Annotated in this window: 12 protein-coding genes; 6 read left to right on the plus strand and 6 right to left on the minus strand. The window is 72.8% G+C overall.

Features of this window, described 5'->3' with window-relative positions:
- Nucleotides 1-201: 201 nt before the first annotated feature.
- Nucleotides 202-1,071 (minus strand): spermidine synthase, encoded by an 870-nt coding sequence (locus CCN29_RS12765; RefSeq protein ID WP_031017385.1) that lies wholly within the window; start codon nt 1,069-1,071, stop codon nt 202-204.
- A 76-nt stretch (nt 1,072-1,147) separates the two neighbouring features.
- A complete protein-coding gene (locus CCN29_RS12770) occupies nt 1,148-1,534 on the minus strand; it encodes a hypothetical protein (protein ID WP_031017383.1) in 387 nt (128 codons plus the stop codon).
- Nucleotides 1,535-1,821: 287 nt separating this feature from the next.
- Between CCN29_RS12770 and CCN29_RS12775 the strand changes: the two genes are divergently transcribed.
- The gene (locus CCN29_RS12775; RefSeq protein WP_006131571.1) at nt 1,822-3,279 is read left to right on the plus strand and encodes an NsdA family TPR-like regulatory protein; all 1,458 of its coding nucleotides are present in this window, start codon (nt 1,822-1,824) and stop codon (nt 3,277-3,279) included.
- A gap of 100 nt (nt 3,280-3,379) precedes the next feature.
- Here CCN29_RS12775 and CCN29_RS12780 read toward each other — a convergent pair whose 3' ends face one another.
- Nucleotides 3,380-3,952 carry a hypothetical protein gene (locus tag CCN29_RS12780; RefSeq protein ID WP_006131572.1) on the minus strand — a complete coding sequence of 191 codons (573 nt, stop codon included), beginning with the start codon at nt 3,950-3,952 and terminating at the stop codon, nt 3,380-3,382.
- 122 nt (nt 3,953-4,074) lie between these two features.
- Between CCN29_RS12780 and CCN29_RS12785 the strand changes: the two genes are divergently transcribed.
- The gene (locus tag CCN29_RS12785; RefSeq protein WP_086681842.1) at nt 4,075-4,671 is read left to right on the plus strand and encodes a TetR/AcrR family transcriptional regulator; all 597 of its coding nucleotides are present in this window, start codon (nt 4,075-4,077) and stop codon (nt 4,669-4,671) included.
- 127 nt (nt 4,672-4,798) lie between these two features.
- Here the strand turns inward: CCN29_RS12785 and CCN29_RS12790 are convergent, their stop codons facing one another.
- Entirely contained in the window at nt 4,799-5,395 is a 597-nt protein-coding gene (locus tag CCN29_RS12790) for a histidine phosphatase family protein (protein ID WP_031060239.1), read from the minus strand.
- A gap of 186 nt (nt 5,396-5,581) precedes the next feature.
- Between CCN29_RS12790 and CCN29_RS12795 the strand changes: the two genes are divergently transcribed.
- From CCN29_RS12795 to CCN29_RS12810, 4 genes are read left to right on the plus strand one after another with little or no spacing between them, the layout of a single operon-like run.
- Entirely contained in the window at nt 5,582-6,553 is a 972-nt protein-coding gene (locus tag CCN29_RS12795) for a phosphatase PAP2 family protein (RefSeq protein ID WP_006131575.1), read from the plus strand.
- Nucleotides 6,504-7,673 (plus strand): hypothetical protein, encoded by a 1,170-nt coding sequence (locus tag CCN29_RS12800; protein ID WP_006131576.1) that lies wholly within the window; start codon nt 6,504-6,506, stop codon nt 7,671-7,673. Before CCN29_RS12795 ends, CCN29_RS12800 begins: the two co-directional genes overlap by 50 nt.
- Nucleotides 7,664-9,265 (plus strand): hypothetical protein, encoded by a 1,602-nt coding sequence (locus tag CCN29_RS12805; RefSeq protein ID WP_006131577.1) that lies wholly within the window; start codon nt 7,664-7,666, stop codon nt 9,263-9,265. The genes CCN29_RS12800 and CCN29_RS12805 overlap by 10 nt, the downstream gene beginning before the upstream one ends.
- Nucleotides 9,262-10,611 (plus strand): AAA family ATPase, encoded by a 1,350-nt coding sequence (locus tag CCN29_RS12810; protein ID WP_086681845.1) that lies wholly within the window; start codon nt 9,262-9,264, stop codon nt 10,609-10,611. The genes CCN29_RS12805 and CCN29_RS12810 overlap by 4 nt, the downstream gene beginning before the upstream one ends.
- A 268-nt stretch (nt 10,612-10,879) precedes the next feature.
- Here the strand turns inward: CCN29_RS12810 and CCN29_RS34875 are convergent, their stop codons facing one another.
- Entirely contained in the window at nt 10,880-11,623 is a 744-nt protein-coding gene (locus CCN29_RS34875) for a HEAT repeat domain-containing protein (protein ID WP_107481693.1), read from the minus strand.
- A complete protein-coding gene (locus CCN29_RS12815; RefSeq protein WP_442538348.1) occupies nt 11,620-11,970 on the minus strand; it encodes a putative toxin in 351 nt (116 codons plus the stop codon). The genes CCN29_RS34875 and CCN29_RS12815 overlap by 4 nt, the downstream gene beginning before the upstream one ends.
- Nucleotides 11,971-12,172 lie beyond the last annotated feature (202 nt).

A 12,172-nucleotide genomic window follows, 5' to 3' on the forward strand; every position in this document is an offset into this window, starting at 1 on the left:
CCAGCCCGCCCCCGGCGTCGCCGACACCAGCGACGCCGGGGGCGGGCTGGTCGATGCAGGTGTGGAAGACGGAGACGTGGATCCGGGTGGAGTTCGCCGCGGGCGCGGACCGGGTGACGGTGTTCTGCACCTGGCACGACGGCCCGCCGCGGGTGGAGATCGCGACGTACTGACGCCGCGGCGGGGCCTGTTGGCGCGTGGTCAGCGGAACGTGCCGGCGGGCGGGGCCGGTGAGGCGACCGCCCCGAGGTCGGTCACGGGGACCGCGCCGCCGGTGAAGTCGGTGAGCTCCCGGCCGTGCTGGACCCGGCCGGAGTGCGGGTCGGAGGCGGCCCGGCGGGTCAGCTCGGCGATCGGCAGGGGCGCGTCGGAGGCGACCAGGACCGCGTTGCCGAAGCGCTTCCCGCGCAGCACGGCCGGGTCGGCGATCAGCGCGAGTCCGGCGAACCGGGCGGCGGCGGTGGCGATCTGGCCGCGCAGATGCGTGAGCGGGGGCCCGTCGGCGAGGTTGGCGGTGTAGACGCCGCCGGGGGCGAGGGCTCTGCGCACCTCGTCGAGGAACTCGGTGGAGGTCAGGTGGGCGGGGGTGCGCGCGCCGCTGAAGACGTCGGCGACGACGAGGTCCGCCCAGCCCTCGGGCACCTTGGCGAGCCCTTCGCGGGCGTCCGCCGTGCGTACCCGGATCCGCGCCCTGGGGTCGAGGGGCAGTTCCCGCCGGACCAGCTGGACCAGCGCCCCGTCGCGCTCGACGACCTGCTGGGTGGAGCGGGGGCGGGTGGCGGCGACGTACCGGGCGAGGGTGAAGGCGCCGCCGCCGAGGTGCACGGCCTTCAGCGGCCTGCCGGGCGGGGCGGCGAGGTCGACGACATGCCCGAAGCGGCGCTGGTACTCGAAGGAGAGGTGGGCGGGGTCGTCCAGGTCGACGTGCGACTGGGGCGCCTCGTCGATCAGCAGCGTCCAGGCGCGCGAACGGTCGCGGTCCGGGACGAGCCGGGCGGTTCCTCCGTCGACCTGCTCGGTGACGGCCTCGGCGGCCGCCTGTCCCCGTGCGCTGCTCCTGCCCCGTGCCATGCGGTCATTGTCCCAGGCGGCGCGTCCGCACCCCGCCCGGGCCCGGTGGCCGGCCGCTCACCGTCCGCCCGGGTGCTCAACTGCGGCCGTCCGCCGCCTCGATCATCCGCTGGGCCTCCCCGAGGGCCTCGCGCAGCACGGCGGGATCGGTCGCCAGGTCGGCCTCTCCGGGCGGCACCAGCCAGTCGGAGCCCTCCGCCGGCCGGTCGGGCGTGAGACAGATGCCGCGGCCGTCGGTCTCCGTGCAGACGCTGCCGGGGACGTCCCACGCGGCCGCGGTACCGGGCGGCACCAGGAAGCCGAGGGTGCCGCAGCCGCCGTCGTGCAGCACGGGTCCCACCGCGTCCCCGGCTCCGCGCCGCAGGATGTCCACCGCCTCCAGGCCCTGCCGGGCCGGGACAGTGACCACGTCACAGTCCGGACCGGCGGGTTCCAGGGGGTCGTTCTTCCGGCTGGTCGTCATCATCCCGGCCTCCACCACACGGATCACGCTCGGACGAGGGGTCGGGAGTCGGGGGGCTCCCGGTCCACAGAGTTCAACGAGCCCGCGCGTCAAGGGCTACGCCGGAAGTCCGCCGCAAAGGATGGCACTTCATGGCAGATCACGGATGACATATCCGGTATGTGGCCAAACTCAGCGTACCCAGCCCGTCACAGCAGGTACGTTCATGCCCGCCGGAAACAGGGTGGCACTCGGACAAGCCGCCCCGTTTCCGGCATGGTTCGACGGTTCGCAGAGAGGACCCGGCCATGGCGTCGTCATCGGTGCCCTCGTCCCAGCCAGCTCGGCCACCGCGGCCGAATCTCGTCTTCCGGCACCTGCGCGGTTCGCGCTCGCCGGCCGAGTTCGCCGCGGCGGTACGGCGGGCCGCCCGCGAGATCGGCGAGCGGGTCAGCTGTGACGCGCGGTACGTGCACCGGGTGGAGGCGGGCGAGATCCGTTGCCCCAACTACGCCTACGAACGGGTTTTCCTGCACATGTTCCCCGGCCGCACGCTGACCGACCTGGGCTTCGCGCCCCGCTCGTCGGTCCGCGGGCGCCGGACCCGGGCCGCCGGGGACCAGCCCGCGGCCCCGCCCGAGAACCCGGCGAACGCCACGAGTGAGACCAGCGGGGCGTCCGAGCCGTATGAGACGCACAACAGGTACGACCCGTACGACACGTACGACCCGCACGACCACGAGGAGAGCGACGTGCTGCGTCGCGCATTCATGACCGGCGGTGGCGCCACGGTGGCCGCCGCCACCCTGAGCCCGTACGGGCTCGCCCCGGAGGCCTCGGCGGCACAGCGCCCCGTGCGCCGTGCGGGGACGTCGGACGCGTGCGCCCTGGAGGAGGCCGTGCGCCGGATCCGGGTGCTCGACGACCGCCATGGGGCGGACGGGCTCTACCGCAGGGCGGCCGCCCCGCTGCGGGCCGCGTACGCGCTGCTGGACGCGGGGGCCACCCGGCAGCGCACGGCGGACCGGCTGTACTCGGGCGCGGGGGAACTGGCCATCTCGGTGGGCTGGCTGGCGCACGACTCGGGCCGCTTCGACGACGCGCGCTCGCACTACGCGGAGGCGCTGGCGACCGCCCGGGTGACGGGCGACGCCGCGCTGGAGGCGCACGCGTTCTGCAACACGGCGTTCCTCGCCCGGGACGCGGGCCGCCCCCGGGAGGCGGTGCGGGCGGCGCAGGCGGCCCAGCGGGCGGCGCGGCCGCTCGGCTCGCCCCGGCTGATGTCGCTGCTGGCGCTGCGCGAGGCGGGCGGCTGGGCCGGACTCGCCGACCGCGCGGGCTGCGAACAGGCGCTGATCCGGGCCCAGGCGTACTTCGACCGCGGACCCGGGGAGGCGGACCCCGAGTGGATGACATTCTACGGGGAGGCCGAGCTGGAGGGCCTGGAGGCACAGTGCTGGTCCACGCTGGGCGACTGGACGCGCGCGGCGCGGCACGCCCGGCGGGCGGCGGAGCTGCAGGATCCGCACTTCACCCGCAACATCGCGCTGTACACGGCGGAGCTGGCCGACGACCTGGCCCGCGACGGGCGGCCCGAGGAGGCGGCGCAGGCCGGGATGCGTGCCCTGGACCTGCTGGGCGAGGTCCAGTCGTCCCGCGTCCGCTCCATGCTGTCCGGCACCTCCCGGGTGCTGCTGCCGCACCGCCGTACGTCCGGCGTCTCGGAGTTCCTGGACCGGCACGCCTCCCTGCCCCGCATGGTGTGACACCCACGGGTCACGGGAGGCACACGACACGGGGTACGGGCCGCGGGGCCCCGCGGGCGCAGGGGGAACGCCGGCGTGACCCCGCGGTGTCCGGGCCGGGTCACGCGCTCTTCGCGGCGCGGCCCAGGCGGAGGGCGGAGACCAGGAAGAACACACCGCCCAGGAAGGCGTAGCCGGCCAGGGACTTCAGGGAGGCGTCCGCGCCGCCCGCCTGCGCGGCGAACGAGGCGCCGGCGAGGGTGGAGATGCCGCCGCTCGCGATCATCGCCCACTGCCCGCCCATCCGGCGCCGCGCGACGCCCACGACGAGCTGCACCAGACCGGCCGTGACGGCCCAGGCGCCCCAGACCCGCAGCACCGCCGGGATGCCGGAGGTGGCGGCGACGGCGAGGCCGACGGTGGTGAGGGAACTGAGCGCGATGTTCAGGTACAGGTTCCGCACGGGACCGCCGTCCGCGGCGGCGGACCGTACGTCGACGACGGCACAGGCGACGTCGAACAGCGGATAGATCACCAGGAGCGTCGCGCTGAGCGGGCCGAGCGTGTCAGCGGCGGTGAACAGCAGGGCGGCCCAGACGGCGGCGAATGCGAAGCGCACGAAGTACAGCCGGCGCAGGGCCGCGGGGGCGGCGGTGGGGGCGGGGGCGTGGGTGGTGGTGACGAGGGTGTCCACGGGTATGCCTCTCGGTGGCGACGTAGCGAGGGAGAACGTTCGGTCTCCCCCGATTGAAGACCCAGGGCTGCCCACTCGTCAAGACCGAACGTTCTCCCTCACGCTTTGGTACGCTCGCACCCATGAGTCGGGTCACACGAAGCGGCAAGCCGTCCGAGGCGCGGACCAGGCTGCTCGGAACGGCGACGAGGATCTTCTACGCCGAGGGGATCCACTCCGTGGGCGTCGACCGGATCATCGAGGAGGCCGAGGTCACCCGGGCGACGCTGTACCGGCACTTCAAGGGCAAGGAAGAGCTGGTCCTCGCCTATCTCGACCTGGCGGACCAGGGCATACGGGCGCAGATCACCGGCGCGCAGGCCGCGGACGCCGCCCCGGCGGACAACGTACGGGCGGTCGCGCGGGCCATCACCGAGGGCATCCGCTCCCCCGGCTTCCGCGGCTGCGCGTTCCTCAACGCGGTGGCGGAGTACCCCGACCCGGACCATCCGGTGCACCGGGCCGTGCTGGCGCACCGGCAGTGGTTCCTCGAGACCGTCACGGAGCTGCTCGGCCGCGTGGGCATGGAGCCCGCCGACGCGGCGGGACGGCACTTCGTGATGCTCCGGGACGGCGCCATGGCGGCCGGCTGCCTCTTCGACCCCGAGCTGGTCGGCGAGACCTTCCTGCACGGTGTCGAGTCGTTGCTCACGGCGGGCGGCGCGGCGCCACGCGCCTGACGCGCGCGTGGCGACGTCCGACGCGCGCGTGGCGACGTCCGACGCGCGCGTGGCGACGTCCGACGCGCGCGTGGAGAAGCGCGTCAGGCGCGCTTGAGAGACGCGTCACACAGGCTCGAGAGCCGCGTCAGGCGACGAGGTGCCCCACGTCGTTCCAGCTCTCCACCGCCGGTTCGCCGTACGCCCAGCCCAGGACCGACAGGGACGTCGGGTTGAGGCGTATGCGCGCCGCGAAGTCGAGCGGCAGGCCCAGCCAGCGGGCGCCGATCGAGCGCAGGATGTGGCCGTGGGCGAAGACCAGCACGTCACGGTCGGCGGAGCGCGCCCAGGCGACCACCTCGTCCGCGCGGGCCGTCACCTCCGCGAGCGTCTCGCCCTCGGGAACCCCGTCCCGCCAGATGAGCCAGCCCGGACGCACCGCCTGGATCTCCGCCGGGGTCATGCCCTCGTAGGCGCCGTAGTCCCACTCCAGGAGCGCGTCCCAGTGCTCCGCGCGGTCGCCGAAGCCGGCCAGCTCGCAGGTCTCCCGCGCGCGGGACAGCGAGCTGGTGCGCACCTCGGCGTCCGGCAGCCCGTCGTACGGCGGCCGGTGCAGGCGCTCCCCGAGCAGCTTCGCCCCGCTGCGGCCCTCCTCCAGCAACGGCACGTCGGTCCTGCCGGTGTGCTTGCCGGACAGCGACCACGCGGTCTGTCCGTGCCGGGCCAGCAGGATGCGCGGAGCCATGGGGAACCTTCCGGGAAATTCACAGGCGGGACCCGTCCATCATCGCTCACGCTGGTCACGGGCAACCCGGGGGGCGATCTCCGCGTCTATCCGGTTCCGAAGGCGTGTACGCGGGAAGGCGCGCACACACCGTAGAGTGGCTGGCCGCCGACCAGGACAGCACGAGGACGAAGGGGGAGCGATCGGATGCCGCACACCGAGACACCGGGCACCGAGGCGGTCCCGGCGACCCGGATGCGCTGGTGGACGGAGCTGCCGCTCATCCTCCTCGTGTACGCCTGCTACTCCGCCGGACGGCTCGTCGTCCGCGGCGACGTCTCCGACGCCGTCGACCACGGGCTGGCGCTGCTGCGGATCGAGAAGGCGTTGCACCTCAACGCCGAGCACCCGCTGAACCGCCTGTTCACCAGCGAACCGTGGATCGGCATACCCGCCGACTTCTGGTACGCCTCCCTGCACTACCTGGTGACCCCGGCGCTCCTCGTGTGGCTGTTCCGCTCCCGGGCGGTGCACTACCGGGCGGCCCGGACCTGGCTGATGACGTCGACGTTCATCGGCCTGATCGGCTTCACCCTGCTGCCCACCTGCCCGCCCCGCCTGCTCGACCCGAGCCACGGCTTCGTGGACACGATGGCGTACTACAGCTCCTGGGGCTGGTGGGGCGGCGAGGCGAGCGCCCCGCGGGGCCTCGGCGGCATGACCAACCAGTACGCGGCGATGCCCAGCCTGCACGTGGGATGGGCGCTGTGGTGCGGGGTGATCCTCTGGAAGTACGGGCGGGGGCGCTGGGCGCGGACGGCCGCGGTCGTCTACCCGCTGGTCACCACGATCGTGGTGATGGGCACCGCCAACCACTACTTCCTCGACGCGGTCGCGGGCGCCGCCGTGATGGGCGCGGGCTTCCTGCTCGCCCCGTACGTGCTGCGGTACGCGGACACCGTGAAGGCCCGCTTCCGGACCGGCGCGCCGGACGTCCCGGCGGCCGTCCCGGCGGCCTCTCCGGCCACGGATGCCACGATTGTCAGTGCCGGATGCCAGACTTCCGCGGGTGAGCGAATTCCACGGCAGCGGCAGCCCGAGTCGCGGTACGGACCAGGAGCCGGACCGGGTGCCTCACCCTCGGACGCGGGGGAAGGGGCTCCGGCACCGGCTCGCTGAGCTGCGCGGTCCCGAGACGCAGGCCAAGGCGCTGGACGCGCGCGCCCTCGCCGCCCTCGCCGCGAACCCGGGGTGCAGACGGCGCGCGATCCTCGACGGCGCCGGGGTGAACAAGGCGGCGCTCGCGAGTGCGCTCGGCTCGCCCTCGGTCTTCGGCCAGTCGCAGTTCGCGTTCGTCCGGGGCAACGCCTTCGAGGCGAAGGTCAAGGCCGACGGCGGCACGGAGCTGCTGCGCCTCGCCCACGAGAAGCTGGACCGGGGGGCCGAGCCGCCCGCGGAGGCGCGCGTGCCCGACCTCACCGCACAGGGCCCCGAGGGCCGTACCGCGCGCACCGAGCTGGCGCTGCGCGAGGCCGCCGGGGAGCCCGGCGTCTGGACGCTGCTCGACCATCCGATGCTCGCCCTGGACGTGGCGGGCTCGCCGGCGTTCCTGGAGCCGGACGCGGTGGTGGTGCATCCGGACGGCAGCTGGACGGTCGTGGAGATCAAGTCGTTCCCCATGCTGGACGGGGCCGCCGACCCGGCGAAGGTCGGCGCCGCCGCCCGCCAGGCCGCGGTCTACGTGCTGGCGCTGGAGCGGGTCGCCGAGCGGCTCGACCCGCCGCCCCGGGTGCGTCACCGCGTGCTGCTGGTGTGCCCGAAGGACTTCTCCAACCTGCCCACCGCCTCCGCCGTGGACGTGCGCAAGCAGCGCGCGGTCACACAGCGGCAGCTGGCCCGGCTCACCCGCATCGAGGAGATCGCCGACACCCTCCCCGAGGGCACCTGCTTCTCCCCCGAGCTGCCCGCCGAGCGGCTCGAACAGGCCGTGGAGTCGGTCCCCGCGACCTACGCGCCCGAGTGCCTGTCCGCGTGCGAGCTGGCCTTCCACTGCCGTGACCGCTCCCGCGCGGCCGGCGCCGTGACCTCCCTGGGCCGGCCGGTGCGGGCGGAGCTGGGCGGTCTGACGACGGTCGGGGACGTGCTGGCGGCGGCCCGCGGCGAGGCGGGCGACCCCGACGACCCGGCCGTGGCCGCGCTGCGCCGGGCCGCCGCCCTGCGCGCGGAGGCGCTGGAATCCGCCGCCGGGGCGGCGCGGGAGACCGCTGACGGGACACGGGAGGTGGCCGCGTGTCGCTGATCTCCACCCTCGCCCGGCTCGAGGCGGTCGACACCGGTCGCGCCCAGCCGGCCGCGACCGTCCGGCACCGGCATCTCTCGGAGCGGCCGCTGGTGTTCGTGCCGCTCATCACCGCCGGTGAGGCCGGCGCCCCGCTGGGCGCGCTGGTCGGCACCGACCGGGACGCGCCGCGGCTGCTGGTGGTGCCGCAGCCGCGCGACCGCGAGCTGCGGTTCGCGTTCCTCGCCGAGCTGGCGGATGTCGTCCTGCCGTACGTGGACGACTTCGCGGACGCCGTGGAGGCCGCCGAGCGCGCGGAGACCGACCCGGAGACCGGCAAGCGGGTCAAGGTCGAGGTCGAGCTGTGCGCGGACGCGCCCCAGCTGATCGTGCCGAGCCGGTCCGGCGTCGACCTGGTGCGGCTGCTGGGCCGGTCCATGCGGTTCCGGCGCACGGCGGAACAGGACCCGGAGACCCCGTTCCCGGCGCCGCCCCGGGTGCCGCTGCTCGGCCGCTGGTTCACGCACTTCGGGGAGCGGGCCCGGGTGCCCGGCTCCTGCCTGCTGCTCGCCATGACGGACGTGCTGGGCCGCCACTGGGCGACCGGCCAGTCCACCCTGGAGGACCAGCATCTGGGGGCGCTGCTCGCCTGGATCGACCCGCCCGAGGGCCGCTCCGGCGCGGAGGCCGCCGCGGAGGCGGAGCTGGCGCGGGACGCCGACGGGCAGCTGGTGTGCCCGCCCGCGGGCCCGGCGACCGACCCGGCGTTCGACAACAAGCTGCTCGCCCCGGCCATCGAGCGCTACGACCGCGCGCGTACGGCGCTCGCCGCCGCCGAGGACGGGGTGGAGGCCGACGACCGGCTGGGCGCCCTGACCGCCGCCGAGCGGGAGATCCGCACGCTGGTGGAGAGCCGTACGCGCCCCACCTGGGACGCGGTGTGGCGGGGTCTCGACCTGCTGCGGGGGCTGCCGGAGGGCGCCCGCGTGGAGGAGCGCTGGACTCGCGACCGCTGGTCGTTCACCAGCCATCGGGACCGGGTGGCGGCCGGTGAGCCGCCGCAGCCGCGCCGCGACGACGCGGTGACGGCGGCGAACAAGCTGGCCTCCCGCGAGCGGGAGCAGGCGCGTCTGGAGGCCCAGGAGGCGCTGGACGACCCGCTGGTGATGGCGGCGCGGCGGCTGTCCGGGGAGGCGTTCGCCGGTGAGGTCGTCGACGTGGTGATGGCGTACAGCGAGAGCAAGCGCCCGAGCCCCCGCCCGCTGGTCACGGTCCGCACGGACGACCGGCCGCATCTCGGCGAGCGCGTGAAGGTGTACCGCTCGCTGGGCGGGAAGCCGCAGACGGCGGAGTTCGCGGGGTACGAGGCGGGCCCCGAGGACGGTCTGCTGATCCTGCGGATCATGGACAAGATGGGCCGGGGCAAGGAGCCGGAGCCCGGTTCGGTGCCGGAGAAGGGCGACCGGCTGTGCTTCACGCTCTTCGAGCACGAGCCGCGCGGCGGCGCGAAGCTGCCCGACCCGGAGGAGACGCCGTGGACGCACGGCGGCCCGCCCGGTGAGGAGCCCGCCCCCGAGCCCGCCGACCCGGTGACCGAGGAGGACCTGCTGTGACCGCCCCTGTCGAGGAGACGGCGTTCGACCCCGGCTCCGCGGCCGCCCGCGCCACGGACGCGATCCTCCACGACACGCTCCACGGCCCCGCGCGCGGTGTGGTCGTCGACTCCCCGCCCGGCGCCGGCAAGTCCACGCTGGTGGTGCGCGCGGCGCTGGAGCTGGCGGAGGCGGGCCGCCCGCTGATGGTGGTGGCGCAGACCAACGCGCAGGTCGACGACCTGGTGCTGCGCCTCGCCGAGAAGAACCCGGACCTGCCGGTGGGCCGCCTGCACAGCAGCGACACCGACCCGTACGACAAGGCGCTGGACGCGCTGGACCAGGTGCGCACGTCGGCGAAGGCGGCGGACCTGGCGGGGCTGCCGGTGGTGCTGTCGACGGCGGCGAAGTGGGCGCACGTGAAGAACGTGGAGCCGTGGCAGCACGCGATCGTGGACGAGGCGTACCAGATGCGCTCGGACGCGCTGCTCGCGGTGGCGGGGCTGTTCGAGCGGGCGCTGTTCGTGGGCGACCCGGGGCAGCTGGACCCGTTCTCCATCGTGGGTGCGGAGCAGTGGGCGGGCCTGTCGTACGACCCGTCGGGCTCGGCGGTGACCACCCTCCTCGCGCACAACCCGGACCTCCCCCAGCACCGTCTGCCGGTGTCCTGGCGGCTGCCCGCCTCGGCGGCGCCGCTGGTGTCGGACGCGTTCTATCCGTTCACGCCGTTCCGCAGCGGCACGGACCACGGCGACCGAGCCCTGACTCTGGCCGTCCCGTCGGACGGCTCGGGCCCGGACCGGGTGATCGACGAGGCGGCGGAGACCGGCTGGGGCCTGCTGGAGCTGCCCGCCCGCCACACCCCGCGCACCGACCCGGAGGCGGTGGGGGCGGTCGCCCAGGTGGTCCGCCGCCTGCTGGACCGGGGCGGCGCGGCGGTCTCCGAACGCTCCGACGACCCGACCCCGCTCACAGCGGACCGCGTCGCCGTCGGCATGGCCCACCGCGACCAGGCGGCGGCGGTGCGCGCGGCGCTGGCGGACCTGGGCGTGAGCGACGTGACCGTCGACACGGCGAACCGCCTCCAGGGCCGTGAGTACGACGTCACGGTCGTCCTCCACCCGCTCTCCGGCCGCCCCGACGCCACCGCCTTCCACCTGGAGACGGGCCGTCTCTGCGTCCTGGCCTCCCGCCACCGGCACGCCTGCATCGTGGTCTGCCGCGAGGGCGTGACGGACCTTCTGGACGACTACCCGTCCACGGAACCGGTCCAGCTCGGAACGCTGGTGAAGTTCCCGGACGGCTGGGAGGCGAACCACGCGGTGCTGTCACATCTGGCGGAGCACAGGGTGCGGTGGCGGTCGTGAGGAGCGGCTTCCTGCGACCGAAGTCGTAGTCGCCGTAGGCCATCGGCCGATGACGAGGGGGTGGCGTTCCTCAGCACAGACGTCGCGCGAAAGCACACGACGCCGGGAGACGCAGTGGATCTGGACGGTAAGCTGGTTGATCCGGTGCGGGGCAGACGGTGCTCGCGCCAAGAAACTCGCATCCGCTGATGTTGCCGTCAAGCACCCCAGGAGCCTCACCAGGCAAACTCCGACAGGGCTCCACAAATTCTCCGTCAATAATGCAAGGTCAACCGCCGATGCGTTTCAGCGCCTTTTTCGCTTGATTCCTAACATTGGTATCCGAATGGTCGAGTAGACGTTCAATCCGCTCACGGGCTTCGACGAACTTCATCTTCCCGAGCGCTTCGATTGCAGAAGCCGCGACTGTCGGGTCGTCGAGTAGCTCCAGTAGAACCCTGGGAACGTCGCCGCTCTTCACCTTTGGAAGATTCAGAACGATCTGACTTCGGGCATCCCCATACTCCCGAGCCATGGCAAGTGAAATCAATTCATCAGCTACTGCAGGGCTCGCGAATATGCCGAGGCCGTTCCCAATCACCCACCTAATATGCTCCTCGGCAGGTTGTGAAGTTTTGGGGCGCATCCGATCCTCAACCTCGGGAGGATAACGAAACAGGTGCAAGAAGACTGGCAAGGCATCCTTCTTGGCGAAACCGACGGACAGAGTTCTGACGATGTCCTCAACTAGCGGAAGGTAGCTGACCCGCGGAATCCAGCCCAAGAGCACTGGCACCGCTGCCTGATACTTCAACCCTGACTGGCGCAGCTCCCCGACGCTTTGCACTTCGAATCCACATTCCGCGAGATCAGCAAGTACGCCAGCTGCGCTCTCGGCGTACAGATGCCTCCTTTTGTTCACATGAGGATCGCGCGCCTTCGACTCGAGGGAAACAGAAGCATCAATAAATGATTGCTTCTCGGCCCTAGTGAGGCGTCGTCCTGCAGTTGGCGGGTTCTCGTCGTAGCTCATGGCAAGTTCCTGATGAGGTTGATTTCACCGGAGTCTACCCTGGCCTGCAGAGGACCGGACAGTCGCGTGCTTCCTCGCACGTAAAGGCGCATCTGGTACCCGTTGGCCGCAGCATACTGCAGATCATCCTTGATCTGCGTCGAAAGATGCTGGTACCTGACGTTCTTGACCTCGCCGATCACACCCGCTGCATGGTCCAGCTCGTCCGGTATTCGATCGCGCCCATTAATGCGAATTTTCTCGGTGTTCTTGGTGATTCCAGCAGCCGCCTCACCCAGCTGCCCGGCGACACACGGCCCTCGACCACCAGAATTGTGCACCAGTAGCGGCGTACTTTCAGCCAGCACATAGTACGTGTGGAGGACATGCTCTTCCGAGCTGGGTTTTCGCAGGTCGGCCGCGAGTTGTCAGTCCGTCGCCGTCTGCTGGTGTGCGCTGATGTCCGCCCCGGTTGCCGTCAGCGTTGCCGTCAACGGCTCGGGCTCGGCTGAGTAGTTGAGACCGGGCCTCCGCATGGGTCCAGCCAGAGCGGGGTGGGTCCCTCCTCGG

The sequence above is a fragment of the Streptomyces pseudogriseolus genome (assembly GCA_002154585.1).
Classification (GTDB): domain Bacteria; phylum Actinomycetota; class Actinomycetes; order Streptomycetales; family Streptomycetaceae; genus Streptomyces; species Streptomyces pseudogriseolus.